The following is a 17131-nucleotide window of genomic DNA, read 5'->3' on the forward strand; positions in this document are numbered from 1 at the left end:
GAGATAGATGAAACAATTATATGATTAGAAGAGTATCATATTTGACTTCGTCCGCTATATGCAATTTTCGTATTTTACATAACTGGATAGCGGCGTTCTGGCATAAGTAATACTGGCCTTTACTGCGTCAGTAACTGCCACTCTTACGGGCATGGTTAACTTACTGATCATTAAGAAAAGGTCGAGTTATGGCAGCCAGTGCGTCAATACAACAGACCGCAATCATAAAAAAACGCGCCACTTTCCGGCGCGTTTTTTTGGGTTTGCATTATCTATTAATGCAACTCTTCTTTCATTTTTTGCTGGAAGGCGTCAAAGGTATCTTCAACACCTTCGCGAGGCTTACCGAACTTACTTAGTACGATGATAGTGATGCTCGATAAGATGAAGCCGGGTACAATTTCGTACATCCAGCCGCCTAACTCAAAGTACAGCCAAATCAGTACGGTTACCGCACCCACAATCATGCCACCGAGCGCCGCACGGCGGGTCATGTTGCGCTTAAACAGGCTAAAGATGACCAGCGGCCCAAAGGCTGCCCCAAATCCGGCCCACGCATTACTAACCAGCTCTAAAATCGTACTGTCGCGATCATAAGCCAGATAAATTGCTACCAGCGCAACCACTACGACGGAAACCCGGCCGGCGATCACCAGTTCTGTGTCTGACGCATTGCGGCGCAGGAATGCCTGGTAAAAGTCGCTGGTCAGTGAGCTGGATGTCACCAGCAGCTGCGAGGAAATAGTACTCATAATGGCTGCCAGAATGGCGGCGAGCAGGAAACCGCCAATAAGCGGATGGAAGAGGATCTGAGACAGATAGATAAAGACGGTTTCCGGGTCAATGGAATTATTATTGCCGGTGACGTAGGCAAGGCCAAACAGCCCGGTCATCAATGCACCAATAATCGAGACAATCATCCAGGTCATGCCGATATTGCGGGCTTTTTTTACATCTTTCACTGTGCGAATAGCCATGAAGCGCACGATGATATGCGGCTGACCAAAATAGCCGATGCCCCAGGAAGCTAAAGATATCACGCCAATAAAGGTGATCGCTTCGCCGGTATCTGCATTGGTAAAGGGTTGAAACAGTGCAGGGTCGATATTTTTAAGTGAAGCCACTGATTCGTTCAGTCCACCCAGTTCCATCACCACCACAATTGGCACCATGACCAGCGCGATAAACATGATACAGCCCTGTACAAAGTCCGTCATACTGACCGCCATAAAGCCGCCAATCAGCGTGTAAGCCACGACCACACCAGCCGTTACGTACAGGCCAACTTCGTAGCTTAATCCAAATGAGCTTTCAAATAACTTGCCGCCGGCAACAACGCCTGATGAGGTGTACAACGTAAAGAAGATTACAATCACGACTGAGGCGATGATCCTGAGTGCCCGTGAATCGTCTGCAAAGCGGTTTTCAAAGTAATCCGGAATGGTAATGGAATTTTTAGCGACTTCAGTAAATACCCGCAGCCGTGGCGCTACCAGAAGGTAATTCGCTAACGCACCAATGACCAGCCCCACTGCAATCCAGCCGGCTGATATGCCCTGCACATACATGGCGCCGGGGAGTCCCATGAGCATCCAGCCACTCATATCAGATGCACCAGCCGAGAGTGCGGTTACTGCCGGACCAAGCTGACGCCCGCCAAGCATATATCCCTCAACGTTGGTATCGGTTTGCCGGTAAGCAAAAAGCCCAATGCCCAGCATCACCACAAAATAAAGTGCCAACGAAATTATCGTACCTGTTGCCATATGATTTTCCCTTGTTTTTTGTTTCATGCTAACAGGAACGTCCGGAAGTCTCTACGGACGACAGGCAATTCGCGCAGAGACCGGTAAAAGACACGTTATCCTGTGTACACAAAGCAATGTCTGACCCCGAAAGTTAACAGACGGCGTCGCGCTTTTTTTATTTTATGGCAGGTCTGTGCCTGCCTTTGGGATTAATACTTAAAAAGACAACAATAGGATTGTCAGGCGTATAGAAAAAGCCGTGTCCGCCCTGAACTGGCGGGCGAACACAGCCTGTTACGCGCAGGATGGTGCTCAGGTAGAAAACTGAATACGCTGTTTCACGTTATCGAGCATGGGCAGCAGATTTGCGTTTTTATGGCCAACTACCATGATGCTGGCGCGTTGCATATGCACGCCCTGACCATGATAACGGTCATCGGCAAAATTGTCGGGGAGACTTATATCGTCGCGATTCGGCACCACAAACACCGACATTTTGCCTTGCTGGGTATTTAAAATCAGGTGCAGACTACGCACGCTTTGCAGATGACAGTAGTTAACAACTTCTACATCGCCAATCATGTCTGTGAAACTGGCCCCAAAACTGGCCAGTTTAGCGTTAACCTGACGCAGATCGACAGGCACTGCAGAGTGGGCCTGTTCATCTTCTGCATACACCATGTGCGCCAGCACCTCATTGCCCAGATTAAGAGGCTGTCGGGTAAAAAGTGTAAAACTAAGGCCTATGGTAAAGGCCAGTGAAGCCGCCAGTGCCATGTACCAGCGACTACGACGTTTGTGTCTGGCAAACTCATACGCTGACTGCTGCCAGATTAGTTTATGTGCCAGATCATCCGGTATCTCTACCTTTGCCGCTTGCTTAAGGTCACGGTCGAGTTTTTTCTGTTCATTCCAGAATGCCCGCTTACCCGGATCTTGCTGGGCTGCTTTCACTACTTCTGCGTCGGTCGTGTCTGGATTGGCGTAGACACGACGCCGAAATTCTAATTCATCCATTGTGTCGACCTCGCAATGCGTCATCTTTTTCAAGCGATTCCCGCAACTGATTACGGGCACGAAATAACCGTGTCATCACGGTATTTTTATTAAGGTTTAGCTGTGCAGCAATTTCTTCACCACTCAATCCGAATACCAGCTGTAAAATTAATGGCTCCCGGTACTCCTCGCTCAGTGACGCCAGCAGACGCCGCAGCTCACGCTGCTGGACTTCCTGTTCGGCGGACATGGTCTCATCAAACACGCTGACATCTTCAATGTCGACGGTGTCAAATTGCTTGCGTTCAAAGCGGCGGGCGTTTTCCCGGCGTAAAATAGTAATCAGCCAGGCTTTCGCGGCCTGGTTGTCTTTGAGTGAATCGAGTGATCGCCAGGCCCGCAAAAAAGTTTCCTGCACAATATCTTCAGCTACGGCTTTGTCTTTAATCAGCCAATAGGCATAACGGTAAATATCGGCATGAAACGCGTGCACCAACGCCTCGTAGCGTCGCTGTTTTGATTTCATATAGGGTAAGACCTGCGTATCCACTGTTTTCTTTCGTTTAAACATAAAAAAAGCGGCTAAGCTGACCTTAACCGCTTCCTCACACTCATCATTTTTTATTTATTGTTCTTTAACCTGGGCTATCCAGTTATCGATGTTTTCTTCCAGCATCGACAAAGGAACCGGACCATAGCGCAGTACTTCGTCATGGAAACCCTGCCAGGAAAAGTCATCACCAAGTTCTTTTTGGGCTTTATCACGCAGTGCCATGATTTTAAGTTTGCCGATCATATAGGCTGTAGCCTGGCCTGGCATCGCGATATAGCGCTCGATAGCCTTAACCGAGTCATTTTTCGGATTCGGCGTGTTGTCGATAAGATACTCAATAGCTTCTTCGCGTGTCCATTTTTTCGAATGGATCCCGGTGTCCACTACCAGTCGGCAGGCACGCCATAACTCCATGGCCAGGCGTCCAAAGTCAGAGTAAGGATCTTCATAAAAACCCATATCCTTGGCCAGCTCTTCTGAATACAGTCCCCAGCCCTCCGTATAGGCGGTAAAGCTCAGGAATTTCTGGAACTGAGGCACACCCTCTAACTCCTGCGCGATAGCACGCTGCATATGGTGCCCCGGGATCCCTTCATGATACGCCAGCGCTTCAAGTTGATAGGTTGGCATGTCCTTCATATTATAAAGGTTGGCGTAGTAGATACCCGGCCGGCTGCCGTCCTGTGCAGGGCTCTGGTAAAAGGCTTTTCCTGCCGACTTTTCACGGAATGCTTCCACCCGTTTTACGACCATCGGCGCTTCCGGCAGAATTCCAAAGTAATCCGGAATGGCCTCACGCATTTCATCGATAACGCGTTTTGCTTCCGACAGGTACTTCTCGCGACCTTCAGCGGTATTGGCATAGTAGAATTGCTCGTCTTCGCGCATAAATTCAAAGAACGCAGCCAAATCCCCGTCAAACTCAACCTGCTCCATAATATCGCGCATGGCGTTATGGATACGCTCAACGTTTTCAAGGCCAATCTGGTGCACTTCGTCTGCGGTCAGGTCGGTAGTTGTAAACCAGTTCAGTCGGTTTTGATACCAGGCCTCTGCGTCAGGAAGCCGCCACACACCGTCACCTTCCGGGGTCAGTTCTGCCTGATGCCTGAGCTCGTCGATAAAGTCATTATACGCGGGTTTTACTGAGGTCAGTAACGCAGCTTTGGCTTCTTCTTTCAGGGCATCTTTCTCAACACTTTCAATTTCCAGGTTATCGACCTTGTTCTGAAAATCCTTCCAGATGGTGGAAGGGGTGTCACTGGTGTCAAACGGTGCACCTGAAATGACATTCTGTGATGCTTCGATCATCTGGTCGTAGGACCAGTCTGGCGGAAACACGCCTTTTTCTTCGCGCAATCGCATTTGATCGATAACCTGATCAAACAATGTGTCGACTTTGTCCAGCCGACTGATGTACGCCTGAGCATCGGATTTGTCACTCACACTATGAATGTTGATCAGAAAGCTTGGAACCATGGTGTGCGCCGCACGAAACTGATGAACGACATAACTGTGGTGGCGGAACTTATCGTTAGCCAGATCACGCTCAATCCCCAGTTTGAACAGCCGCAGACTTAGTTTCTCCTGCTCGCTGAGCTTGTCAGTGTCGAACGTTTCAATGGTTTCCAGGCGGTTTTTTGCCATGGCTATCGCTTTGTCTTTTGACGCTTCGGTCACCTCATCCCATTCACCATAGTTCCATTTAATGCCCAGGTAACTCTGGAACAGGGGCGAGCGTTCAAGATCCTCTTTAAACGTTCGCTCAAAAAATGCGTTAACACGTTCGGACTCTGTGCGGGCTGATTGCTCGGATGCTGCCTGTGTCGATGTCTGCTCAGCCTGAGGGGCTGTGGATGAAGCGTTGTCATTGGCAGGTGAGCAGGCCATGACACCCGTCAGCGCCAGCGCGACCGGGGTAAGTTTCCAAAATGCTTTCATTGTGTCTCCTGTTTTTGTGATAGCGCAAGGAACAGACGAGCATGCAGGCACATTCGCCTCTGCCTTCACAGGTTATCGTTATAGTCCTTATCGCGCGGCTCTCAGCCTGGGTAGAGCGGTTGCAACCGGTTTGCCGGTTCATCACCCTGTTTTCCCCAGGCTCGGCGAGCCTCTTCTATTGCTTTACGCAGCGTTTTAGTGTCAGCCGGCTGCCGCGGCTCTGAGGCTTTACCATAGCGCGTTGCATGTAACTGATCCATGATCGGCTGCAATATTGCGGTTGCCTGGTAATCTGCCGGGCTGACTGACTGTCCCTCGGGCACCAGTGTTGTCATCCAGCGTGCAAGCGCGGAGGCAATCGCGGCTGCATCACCTGCTTTGACCGCCTGTTCAAGATTTGCGTAGGCCGCTTTTTCGGTTTCATTGCCGTGAACATGCTGAGGGGCGGTATGCGCGCGCGGTATCAGGCTGTGTTGCTGGCGGCGATAATAAACAATGGTTGCAACCCAGCCTGCCAGCGCCAGGATCAACACCAGACATAACACCTGAAAGCTGGCATATTGCCAAACCGGCTTTACCGAAGCCGGTGCACTATCATCGGAGGCAGGAGTGGGCGCAGAGGGCTGGGTCTCAGAACCAGACGGCGACGGGGCAGAAGCCGGTGCAGGAGCGCCGGTGGCGGCAGCGCTGGCCGGTTCAACGGTGATGGTGCGTGCATCAAGGGTTGCGTATTCGGTTTCTCCGGTAACGATGTTAAACCAGGGGATGGTAACTTCCGGCAGTACGTAATCCCCGGCTTTGGTTGGGATAAGCGCCAGTGACTCCTGACGCTGAGCGATAAGGTTATTGTCTTTCTCAACCGTGGAAGTTGACGCCTGATCCGGGTATTGCTTAAAGCCTGGAGGATAGAAGTTGGGAAACTCTGGCAACTGTTCTTCCACCAGACCCAGAGCGGTTAGTGTAATTACCCGTGTGACTGGCTCACCGACCCGGTATTGCTCGCCTTTTGGCCACTCTTCGTCAATACGCACCATTTCGCTGGGTAGCCAGTGCCCGTCAAAATCATCAGGAACAGGTTTGACATTAACGACAATGTCCGGACCAATGCGGTTAACCTGCTGGGTGCGGTTGAAAAAGCCAAAACGCTGGCCTGAATTGGCTGCAACCACTTCGCCGGTAAACACCGGGCCGCGAATGGTAAATTCGCCGGAAGCCTGCGGCACAATCGCAAAGTTGCGCTCAATGACCTGATAGCGTTTGCCATTTTTAATATCAGTATACTGTTTGTCTTCGCCTAACTGGCGAATATCGCCATTGGCCATTTCTGGTGCCTGCAGACTGCCTCGCTCTATATTCGTGGCCAGATAAAGTTTGGCGGTGTAATAGATTTGCTGCTGCAGGTATACCGAGTCACTGGCAATCTCGGTGGTGACAAAATAATCACGAGCTTCGCCGCCGCTGCTGTTCTCGACCGGAATGACTTTAACCTCAAAAGAGGACGTCTGTTTACCTTCAATCGTGAAAGACGGGATGGTGAACGTTCCGGTATCCCGGGGAAAGAGTGTGGTTGTCCAGGTAATCGTCTTGCTGGTGTCGAAATTCACAATGGATGTTTGTGAACTGACCGATGTGCGTCCTACCACAAAATCGCCGAGCAGTGCTGAACTATCAAAGGCATCGCGCGGCGCGTCACCTTCTGCGGTAACCGTCAGGCGAATGGCTTCATCCAGCATCACCGGGTTTTTATCGACAGATGCAGATACTGCCGTCACCTCAGCAAAGGCCGGTGACAGGGTGAGCAGGCTAAGCAATACTAGGATGACAGCTTTCATTTACCAGTCTCTCCGGTTAGCGGGCAACCGCTGGCGCTGACGTTTTTGCGCCTCCAGTTGCATTTTTCGTTTAAGCAAAAAGGCAGGATCATCGGGAACACGTCGCATCAGGTTCTCCAGTCGTTGCTGAGCTTCTTTCTCTTCATCCGAGAGTTCGCCCTGGCTCGCGGTTGCAGCGCGCTGTGGATCCTGCGGTGCCTGTTGATCCTCGGCAACGCCCGATTGTGCAGGGTTATCCTGTTTGTCATCGTCTCTGGCAGGCTGTTCAGGGCTGTCCTCTTGTGATGTGTCGCTCTGGCTTTGTGGTTCCCCTTCATTCTGGGGGCGCCGGTCATTTTGTGATGATTGCTCGCCATTCTGGTCCTGACTGATCCCCTGATTATCCGGTTCCTGTGGTGTGTCCGTGTCGCCGGATTGTCCGTCATTGTTGCTGTTTTCACCGTTCTGGTTGTCGCGCTGACCATTCTGCGGGTTTTGCGGATTTTCACCGTCACGGTTTTGTTGCAGGCTGTTGTCCTGCTGGTTTTGTTGCTGCTGTTCCTGCTGGTTTTGCTGTTGCTCTTTAAGCTGCTCAAGCAGCGCTTTATTGGCCGCCGCGTCTTTATGATCGGGATCACGAAGTAGCACCTGCTCATATTTCTCAATGGCGTCATCAATCTGTCCAAGGTGCGCCAGAGCATTACCCTGATTATACAGGGCAGGTGTTGTATCAAGCTGAGAAAAGGCGTCCAGCGCCGCCTGATAGTTTTCCGCCTTATAGTGTGCAGCGCCCTGCCAGGCCGGGTGAGTAAAGGTGTTTGCAGCAACCTCATAAGCGTTTTGCTGATAGGCATGCAGGCCTTGTTGATTCGCGTTCATAAAGGGTTTTTGCCACCAGGACGGGGGAGAATAGTCCTGCTGAGTTGCCGAGGCCGGCGCGGTCTGCTGCTGTGCCACAGCCGGAGCGGGCGAGAAGGGCACTAAGCTAAGACACAAAAATGCAAACAGCAGGCCGCGGCGAAATCCGTAAGCCGCCAGCGGTAACAACAGCACCACAAGATATGGGCCAGCCTCACGCCAGGCATCGCCCTGCAGCGATGGGTTATCGTCTGAGTCAGTCTCGCGCTGAGTAAGATCCAGTGCGCTAAGACGTTTAATATCGCTGTCATCGGCTTTCAGGGTTGCAAATTCACCATTACCAGTGCGGCTTATCTGCCTAAGCTGGTCGGCTTGCATACGCGGAATCACAATACTGCCGCTGGCGTCTTTAAGCAGCTCACCGTCAAGCTGCCGGATAGGGGCACCATCTTCTGTCCCCACGCCCAGAATGTTGACGGTAAAAGGTCTGTCCCCAATGAAATTTTTCAGTTCGCTTATCTGTGAGACTTCGATACCGTCGGTGATCCAGTAAATATCGCCGCGCTGATAGCCGGCATTGGTCAGTAGATCATAGGCGGTCTGAAACCCAAGTAATGGATCACTGCCGGCAACCGGCATGATTTCAGGCCGAAGTGACGGCAGCAGCGTCGTGATATTGCTGACATCTTCGGTCAATGGACTGATCACAAAAGCATCACCCGCGTAGGCGACCAGGCCGGTTTCACCTTCTCCCAGCGCATTGACCAGATCGATCGCTTTGTATTTCGCGCGGGTAAGGCGATCCGGTGTCACATCGGTTGCCCGCATCGACAGTGACATATCAATCAGTACCACATGCCCGCGGTTGAGCTGAAAGACAGGTTGAGGCAAGCGCTCCCAGGTGGGGCCGGCCAGCGCAATCACTGCAACCATCCATCCTGCCGCGAGCAGACCATAAGGCGGGCGCGACTGCTTCAGAGTATGGCCACTGACCATATGTTTATACAGGTGAGCAGGGATCACCTGCTGCCAGCCAGAATGGCGGCGTTTCATGTAAACAAGCAAAAGCAGCAAGGCTGCCAGTGGCAACAGCGCCAGCAACCACTCAGGTCGCAGAAAGTGAAAGTGTTCGAGTGCCGCACTCATGGCTGTCCTCCTGAGGCCATACCGCGGCGCGACGAAACCTGACGAAACAGTTGCGCCAGCATCGGCAGCAGGGCGAGCAGTACGCTAAGTCCCAGTGCCAGCGATAACGGGTAGTAAAATAAAGCAGACAGCGGACGCATCTTGCGACTTTCTCCCTCGATCGGCTCCAGTTCATCTAATTTTGTATAAATCGCATCCAGTTCCTGGGCATCCCGTGCCCGGAAATACTGACCGCCAGTGGCTGTGGCAATATCAGTCAGCATGTCTTCATCAAGCTCCTGAGACGGGTTGATGCGACGGCTACCGAATAAACTGTTCACGACCATCTGATCAGCACCGACCCCAATGGTGTAAATGGTCACATCTTTGCTGACCGCGAGCTCTTTGGCTTGTTCCGGCGTGATATTGCCAGCGGTATTCTGGCCGTCGGTGAGCAGGATTAGTACGTTGTTCGAGTCTTCTTCCTCATCAAAGCGTTTGACCGCCAGGCCGATAGCATCGCCAATGGCAGTGCGCTCGCCAACCAGGCCAATCACAGTTTCATCCAGCAAAGTGGCCACCGTATCCCGGTCAAACGTCAGCGGGGCCTGCACGTAAGCAGTATCGGCGAACAGTATAAGCCCCAGACGGTCGCCGACACGCCGCTTAATAAAGTCGTAAAGTACATGCTTGGTCATGGTCAGTCGGTTGACGCTGCGGCCATTTACCTGCATATCATCAATTTTCATGCTGCCGGACAAATCTACCGCCAGCATCATTTCTCTGGCTTCATTGGGAATACTGACCGACTCGCCCAGCCACTGCGGACGTGCAGCAGCAACAACCAGACACAGCCATATCAGCCAGATGAGTCCGGCGCGCCCACGCTGCCGGGCTATGCCAGGCGCGGGTTCCTGCTGCGTTGGGTTAAGTCCCGGGACCCGCAGTGCGGCGCCGCGTTGTGCCTGCCTTGCCGGTAACAGGCGTACAAGCAGCGGTAACGGAAGTGCAAAAAGCAGGTACCACCAGGCAAATTCAAACATGTTCTGCCTCACTACCTGACTGAATGTCGGCTGGCTGCGCGTTTAGCTTTGCGTGTTTTAGCCAGAGTACACAAGCAGAATGACAGGTGTCGAAATCTGCTGGTTGGGTACCTGACTGGTATTGCAGAGCGGTCAGCCGGTTAAGCCCTGTATCCACGCGTTGCCGGAAGCGGGGGGGCAGGGTGGCTGTCAAAAACGCGAGCCACTGCGGCCCGTAGAGTGACGCAACCGATCGCGTATCAAAATAGGTCAGCGCCGTTCGCTTGAGTAAAGTATTAAGGCGGGACGGCCAGTCCGGCTCTGTTGCTGTGATTTGCATGACCTGCACGAGCGCTTGTCGCCGCGCCCGGTTAAACTGGTACTGACGGTAAAGTTTAACGATCAGGTACCCCAGAAACAGGGTAGTAATAGCTATCAGCACCCACCAGCCCCAGGCCAGCGGCCAGGCAGACACATCGGCAGGTGCATGAATTCCGGCAAGGTTTGCCAGCGGGTCCGGCCCGTTCGCAGACTGCATCAGCGTGGCCTCCTCATCGTCTGAATCTGGTCCTCAAGGGCGCTGCCAGCACTGATGCTATGCAGACGAATACCATTTTGCTCCAGCGTTTGCTGGATTTCTGCATGTTGTGCCTGCCGCCACTGGGTATAACGCTGCTGCTCGGTGCTGTCACCTAGCAACCAGGTTTGTTCTTCTGTTCCGTCGGTCACCGAGACTTGCTGCGCTGCGCTTGCCTGTGGCAGCGCATGCTCCATCGGATCGCTAATCAGCACGGCCCGTACCTCACAATGCCGGGCCAACTGACTGATGTGCTGGCGGGCTGTCTCATTGACATGCTCAAAATCAGAGATCAGATAAACCAGGCTGCCAGGACGAGCCAGCCGACGTGCCCGCGCGCAGGCATCGGCAAAGGCCTGATAGGCGTGGCTCGCATGCTGGGTCGTTTCTGCTGAGGCGCTGTGCATTGCAATTAACTCATGGCATATCCCCAGAACTGCGCGTTTTCGGGCCTGTGGCCGACATTCGCGGTGGCGTATTGAACCAAACAATAATGCCCCGATTTTGTCACCACGCGCCGCGGCAGACCAGCTGATCAGTGAGGCGGTATGTGCAGCCTGAACGGCTTTGGTTAATAACTGCGTACCAAAGTGCATCGAGGCTGAAAAATCGCACAATAAAAACACCGGGCGCTCACGCTCTTCGCGATAAATCTTGGTATGGGTCTTACCGGTGCGCGCGGTCACACGCCAGTCAATGGCGCGGATATCGTCCCCGGGCTGATAATGTCTGGCCTCATCAAACTCCATACCGCGACCTTTATGCTTGGTCAGGTAGCTGCCAGCCAGGCGTGCCTGGGGCCGTCGTGATGGCGTCAGATCAATCAGCCGCGCAAGTTGCTGATAGCGCACCAGTTCTGCCACCGACAGGGTAACCCCGTCGCTATTTAGCCGCGCGAGTTGTTGAGCAATATCCTGCATAATGGCAACTTAAGGAACGGCGACGGCAGCGACAATCGTATCCAGTACTTCGTTTACAGAAATCCCTTCCGCCTCGGCCTGATAGGACAAAATGATACGGTGCCGCAACACATTGTGCATGACAGCCTGAATATCGTCCGGGCCAACAAAGTCACGACCCGACAGCCAGGCGTGTGCCCGTGCACAGCGATCGAGGCTGATGGTGGCTCGCGGGCTGGCACCAAATTCGATCCAGTTTGCCATTTTTTCATCAAAGCGTGCTGGTGTGCGGGTAGCCATGACCAGTTGTACCAGGTAGTGCTCCAGTTCGGGTGCCATATGCAGCGACAGGGCAGACTGGCGGGCCATAAAGATATCACGTTGGGAGAGCTGCGGTGGTGTCACAGGATCACCAGCCAGGGCTTCATCGCGGGTCAGGCGCAGGATTTCAAGTTCTGTTTCAGCGCCGGGATACTGAATTTCAACATGCATTAAAAACCGGTCGAGCTGGGCCTCAGGTAACGGGTACGTGCCTTCCTGCTCAAGCGGGTTCTGGGTTGCCATTACCATAAACAAATGGGGCAGATCGTAGGTTTTATTGCCGACTGTTATCTGCCGTTCCGCCATCGCCTCAAGCAATGCAGACTGTACCTTGGCCGGTGCCCGGTTAATTTCATCAGCCAGTACCAGGTTATGAAACAGAGGCCCCTGCTGAAAAACAAACTCGCCGGTCTCAGGCCGATAGATATCGGTGCCGGTCAAATCGGCCGGCAACAGGTCGGGGGTAAACTGTACACGGTGAAAATCGCCGTCAAGGCCATTGGCCAGTGCATTAATGGCCCGGGTTTTTGCAAGTCCGGGCGGACCTTCTACGAGTAAATGTCCGTCGGCCAGCAGCGCGATAAGTAACCGTTTAGTCAGGGCGTGCTGACCAATAATCTGTGAATCAAGGTACCGTTGCAGTTGCTGAAATTGCTCTGCTGCCATAACTGTTACATCCCGTTACGTTGTTATTCTTTGTTTATAGCGTGACTGAGCGCGTTGTCAGACATATGTATAGTCTGCCCCTTATGGGGGATGACTGACGTCACGACACTGTTCACGTACGCATTAGTGACTGTTAAAAGCATATATGGTTCAACCACAGAGATATCAAGTCGATAAATTAGCAGAAATTTTCGTTGAGCAACGATAGACTTAGTCGCATCTTCTTTTGTGTCACACCGCATACAAAAAATGATCTCTGCTATGCTAAGGATAAATTTATCGCATCTTCCCATAGCATTGCCGTACCCGGTCTATTGCCCTTACCGGGCAATCTCTTCACCGTAATTCGCGTATACGTAAAAAACGTCGGGTATTTGCTATTTTGTTCATTGTTTGTAAAAATCATTCGCAAATACAGGTCAGACCACTTCGTGTGGCAAATATTTAGGTGCATTATGGCAACAAAACAATCCGTTACGACCCGCGAGGGTGACCGTATCGCCATCGTTGCAGGGTTACGAACGCCCTTTGCAAAAATGGCGACCTACTTTCATGGCGTGCCAGCAGTCGATTTGGGCAAAATGGTCGTTAATGAACTTCTGGTGAGACATGGCGTGGATCCGACATGGGTAGACCAGGTGGTATATGGTCAGGTCGTGCAAATGCCGGAAGCGCCAAATATTGCGCGGGAAATTGTACTGGGCACCGGGATGAGTGTGCATACCGACGCGTACAGTGTGTCACGCGCCTGTGCTACCAGCTTCCAGTCTACCGTCAACATTGCGGAAAGTATGATGGCAGGCACGATTCAGGCGGGCATTGCAGGCGGTGCAGATTCGACCTCAGTGTCTCCCATAGGCGTGTCTAAAAAACTGGCCCGCGCCCTGGTCGACTTGCAGAAAACCAAGACCATGGGGCAAAAATGGGCGGTGCTGAAAAAGCTGGGCCTTAAAGATTTACTGCCGGTGCCGCCGGCTGTCGCTGAATATTCAACGGGCTTGTCGATGGGAGATACAGCCGAGCAGATGGCCAAAACTCACCAGATATCCCGTCAGGAACAGGATAAGCTCGCGCACCGGTCACACTCGCTGGCAGCCGAAAGCTGGGAAGCGGGTAAACTTAGCGATGAAGTTATGACAGCCTATGCGGAACCGTTCAAAGGCGCGCTTGAGCGTGATAACAATATTCGCTACGACAGCCAGCTTGAAGGCTATGCAAAGCTGCGTCCGGCCTTTGACAAGAAACACGGTTCGGTCACGGCGGCCAACGCGACGCCACTGACCGACGGGGCGTCAGCGGTGCTTATGATGACCGAGAAGCGTGCGAAGGAACTTGGCTACACGCCGCTAGGCTATATCAAAAGTTATGCCTTCAGCGCCATTGATGTGTGGGAAGACATGCTAATGGGCCCCTCGTATGCAACCCCCATTGCACTGGATCGTGCGGGCATGTCACTGAACGACCTGACCTTAATTGAGATGCATGAGGCGTTCGCAGCGCAGACGCTGGCCAATATTAAGATGTTTGCCAGTGACAAGTTCGCCAAGGAAAAACTGGGCCGCGATAAAGCGACCGGCGAAATTGATATGGATAAGTTTAACGTGATGGGCAGTTCCATTGCCTACGGGCATCCCTTTGCAGCAACAGGTACCCGTATGATCACGCAGATGCTGAATGAGTTACAGCGCCGTGGCGGCGGGTCTGGACTGCTGACCGCCTGTGCGGCCGGTGGGTTGGGTGCAGCGATGATTGTGGAGACGGAATAATATGAGTCAGGAAACTACACAAACAAATCAGACAAATACGTCAGGCGCTTTCACGCTTACTAAACAGGATAGCGGTATTGCTATTTTAAGTATGGATGTCCCCGGCGAGTCAATGAACACCCTAAAACCGGCATTTGCGGATGAAATATCTGCCATGCTGGACGAAATTGACGCCGACAATTCGATTAAAGGCGTGGTGATTTGCAGCGGCAAGTCAAATTCCTTTGTTGCCGGTGCAGATATTTCGATGCTGGCCGACTGCACGAGCGCAGAAGACGCGCAGGCCATCGCTAAAGGCGGGCAGGATATCTTCAACCGCATAGAAAATATGCGTCCTACCTTTGTTGCAGCGATCCACGGCCCGGCGTTAGGCGGTGGCCTGGAACTGGCTCTGGCCTGTCATTATCGGGTGTGTACCGATGCATCAGCAACCCAGGTGGGACTGCCTGAAGTTCAGCTTGGTCTGTTACCCGGTAGCGGTGGTACCCAGCGTTTACCTCGCCTGATCGGTGTTCAGCAGGCTATGAAGATGATGCTTACCGGTTCGCCTGCCCGCGCTAAACAGGCGAAAAAGTACGGTATTGTTGATGATATGGTGCCACACAGTGTGCTGATGAAAGTCGCACAGGAGTACGCAGGTAAGAAAAAACCTGAACGTGATGCGCCGCAGAAAGGGCTGATGAACAAGCTGCTGGAAACAACCGGTCCAGGCCGTAATATGATGTTTAAAAAGGCCAGGGAGCAGACGCAGTCAAAAACCAAGGGCAACTATCCGGCGCCGGGCTACATCATTGATGTAATTGAAACCGGTATCAGTGATGGCATGCAAGCGGGGCTGCGTGCAGAAGCCGAAGCATTTGGCAAGCTGGTAATGACGCCAGAGTCTTATCAGTTACGACAGATTTTCTTTGCCACTACAGAAATGAAAAAAGAGCGTGGTGTCGAAGGGGTTGAACCGCGTAAGGTGCAAAAAGCCGGTGTGCTTGGTGGTGGCCTGATGGGGGGCGGGATCTCCTACGTCACGGCCACAAAAGCCGGCGTGCCGGTGCGTATCAAAGACATTCAGGCAGACGGTATCGCCGGTGCCATGAAGTATAGCTATGACCTGTTAAACAAAAAGGTTAAGAAGCGCTTTATGCGCAAATCCGAGATGCAAAAGCAAATGTCGCTGTTAACGGGCACACTGGATTACAGTGGCTACGGTGATATTGATATTGTGGTAGAGGCAGTGTTTGAAGATCTGGATCTGAAACAGAAAATGGTCGCCGACATTGAGGAAAACTGCAAAAGCGAAACCATTTTTGCCTCGAACACCTCCTCCATTCCAATTACGCAGATAGCGGCGAAGGCCAAGCGGCCTGAAAATGTGATTGGCCTGCACTATTTTTCTCCGGTCGACAAAATGCCGCTGGCGGAAGTTATTGCCCATGAAAAAACGTCGGATGAAGTGATTTCTACCACCGTCGACTTTGCCCGTAAGCAGGGTAAGACGCCAGTAGTAGTAAAAGACGGTGCCGGATTTTACGTCAACCGTATTCTTGCGCCGTATATGAATGAGGCCGCGAATCTGATCCTGGCCGGCGAGCCAATTGAGCATATTGATAAGTCGCTGGTGAAATTTGGCTTTCCAGTAGGGCCGGTCAAGCTGCTTGATGAAGTCGGTATTGATGTCGGCACCAAAATCATCCCGTTTCTGGTGGAACAGTTTGGTGATCGCTTTACGGCGCCCGAAGCCTTTGACAAGGTGCTTGCTGATGGTCGTAAAGGAAAGAAAAACAAGAAGGGCTTCTATCTGTACGACGATACTAAAAAGCCAGGTAAAGAGGTGGACGAGAGTATTTATAGTCTGCTGAGTCTCAGCCCTTCACGGAGTCGCAGTGAAAAAGATATCGCTGAACGTTGTGTACTGATGATGCTTAATGAGGCGGCACGCTGTCTTGATGAAGGTGTTATACGCAGTGCCCGTGATGGTGATATTGGTGCGATATTCGGCATTGGCTTCCCGCCATTCCTTGGTGGTCCGTTCCACTACATGGACACCTTGGGACTTGAGCACGTAGTTGAGCGTCTGAATTATTATTCCGGCACTGTCGGAGATAAATTTGAACCGGCACAGATACTCAAAGATATGGCTGAAAAGAAAGCAACATTTTATTGAGTTGTAAAATAACTGTTAAAAACCGGGGCTTCCCCGGTTTTTTTATATCTAATGCTTAAAAGTGCTGGTTTATTGCGCAGAGACAAGTACAATCCGCGCACAATCCCGATCTGGCATACGTCAACATTTTGACGAAGATTCATTGGGTTAGTCCATTATTCTATTGAGGTGAGTTGTCGTGTTGGTTTTTGCGTTAGTTGCCCTGTTAAGTAGCCTGTTTTATTACGTGGAAGCGTTCCGTTGGGGAATGAGCGCCAAACGCTGGGCTGTAGCAGGACTCATGCTGGGGCCAGTACTACTGCCACTTTTCTCTATTCAGCGCCACGTACAATGGCGTCGCGCCGTAGGTTTCAACAACCTCGTTATTCAGGCATAAAAAAAGAGAGCATACGCTCTCTTTTGTATTGTGCATGTGTGTTTAGAAGCCGATGCCGATACCGTGTCCGGTCTTCGGACGATAGGTTTCTGGCTGGCTAACAGTCTCTTTTTGCTTCTCAGGTGCCTTTACACCGTCTTGTTTATCAGCTGCTACCGGCGTAGCGGTCGAAAGTACAAGTGCGACTGCGTATTCTTTAATCATGATTTTTCCTCTGATTTTTATTTTTGAACAAACAAACAAAACCGACTAACAAGGAAGTGGCCGGTCACAGAGGATATTGCAGCTAGCGTGCCAGAATTAAAATTTTAATT

Annotated in this window: 14 protein-coding genes; 3 read left to right on the forward strand and 11 right to left on the reverse strand. The window is 51.9% G+C overall.

The features are described from left to right. Positions 1 to 275: 275 nt before the first annotated feature. From putP to IE054_RS01585, 10 genes are all read right to left on the reverse strand, one after another. Entirely contained in the window at positions 276 to 1766 is a 1491-nt protein-coding gene (gene putP, locus IE054_RS01540; RefSeq protein WP_189403323.1) for a sodium/proline symporter PutP, read from the reverse strand. Between the two features lie 294 nt (positions 1767 to 2060). Then, complete coding sequence (locus IE054_RS01545; RefSeq protein WP_189403324.1) at positions 2061 to 2765, reverse strand: DUF3379 family protein; 705 nt, start codon at positions 2763 to 2765, stop codon at positions 2061 to 2063. Continuing rightward, the gene (locus IE054_RS01550; protein WP_189403325.1) at positions 2758 to 3315 is read right to left on the reverse strand and encodes a sigma-70 family RNA polymerase sigma factor; all 558 of its coding nucleotides are present in this window, start codon (positions 3313 to 3315) and stop codon (positions 2758 to 2760) included. The genes IE054_RS01545 and IE054_RS01550 overlap by 8 nt, the downstream gene beginning before the upstream one ends. Before the next feature lie 54 nt (positions 3316 to 3369). Further along, the gene (locus tag IE054_RS01555; protein ID WP_189403326.1) at positions 3370 to 5238 is read right to left on the reverse strand and encodes a DUF885 domain-containing protein; all 1869 of its coding nucleotides are present in this window, start codon (positions 5236 to 5238) and stop codon (positions 3370 to 3372) included. Positions 5239 to 5339: 101 nt separating this feature from the next. Next, positions 5340 to 7070, reverse strand: coding sequence for a BatD family protein (locus IE054_RS01560; RefSeq protein WP_189403327.1), 1731 nt, complete (start codon positions 7068 to 7070; stop codon positions 5340 to 5342). After that, positions 7071 to 9053, reverse strand: a complete 1983-nt coding sequence (locus tag IE054_RS01565; RefSeq protein ID WP_189403328.1) for a VWA domain-containing protein — start codon at positions 9051 to 9053, stop codon at positions 7071 to 7073. After that, positions 9050 to 10075, reverse strand: a complete 1026-nt coding sequence (locus tag IE054_RS01570) for a vWA domain-containing protein (protein ID WP_189403329.1) — start codon at positions 10073 to 10075, stop codon at positions 9050 to 9052. Before IE054_RS01570 ends, IE054_RS01565 begins: the two co-directional genes overlap by 4 nt. Further along, the gene (locus IE054_RS01575) at positions 10068 to 10592 is read right to left on the reverse strand and encodes a DUF4381 domain-containing protein (RefSeq protein WP_189403330.1); all 525 of its coding nucleotides are present in this window, start codon (positions 10590 to 10592) and stop codon (positions 10068 to 10070) included. Before IE054_RS01575 ends, IE054_RS01570 begins: the two co-directional genes overlap by 8 nt. Further along, entirely contained in the window at positions 10592 to 11551 is a 960-nt protein-coding gene (locus IE054_RS01580; RefSeq protein ID WP_189403331.1) for a DUF58 domain-containing protein, read from the reverse strand. Before IE054_RS01580 ends, IE054_RS01575 begins: the two co-directional genes overlap by 1 nt. A gap of 9 nt (positions 11552 to 11560) precedes the next feature. Then, complete coding sequence (locus tag IE054_RS01585; RefSeq protein ID WP_189403332.1) at positions 11561 to 12517, reverse strand: AAA family ATPase; 957 nt, start codon at positions 12515 to 12517, stop codon at positions 11561 to 11563. A 455-nt stretch (positions 12518 to 12972) separates the two neighbouring features. Here IE054_RS01585 and fadI point away from each other — a divergent pair, with 455 nt between their 5' ends. The 3 genes from fadI (at position 12973) to IE054_RS01600 (ending at position 16817) form a co-directional block, all read left to right on the forward strand. Then, on the forward strand, positions 12973 to 14283 hold the full coding sequence (gene fadI, locus IE054_RS01590; protein ID WP_189403333.1) for an acetyl-CoA C-acyltransferase FadI: 1311 nt from the start codon (positions 12973 to 12975) through the stop codon (positions 14281 to 14283). Between the two features lies 1 nt (position 14284). Continuing rightward, positions 14285 to 16441 carry a fatty acid oxidation complex subunit alpha FadJ gene (gene fadJ / locus IE054_RS01595; protein WP_189403334.1) on the forward strand — a complete coding sequence of 719 codons (2157 nt, stop codon included), beginning with the start codon at positions 14285 to 14287 and terminating at the stop codon, positions 16439 to 16441. 178 nt (positions 16442 to 16619) lie between these two features. After that, positions 16620 to 16817 carry a hypothetical protein gene (locus IE054_RS01600; protein WP_189403335.1) on the forward strand — a complete coding sequence of 66 codons (198 nt, stop codon included), beginning with the start codon at positions 16620 to 16622 and terminating at the stop codon, positions 16815 to 16817. Between the two features lie 42 nt (positions 16818 to 16859). On the opposite strand, the gene IE054_RS01605 is transcribed toward IE054_RS01600, so the two are convergent. After that, positions 16860 to 17021 carry a hypothetical protein gene (locus IE054_RS01605; protein ID WP_189403336.1) on the reverse strand — a complete coding sequence of 54 codons (162 nt, stop codon included), beginning with the start codon at positions 17019 to 17021 and terminating at the stop codon, positions 16860 to 16862. Positions 17022 to 17131: the final 110 nt, after the last annotated feature.

The sequence above is a fragment of the Alteromonas halophila genome (genome assembly GCF_014651815.1).
GTDB lineage: Bacteria > Pseudomonadota > Gammaproteobacteria > Enterobacterales > Alteromonadaceae > Alteromonas > Alteromonas halophila.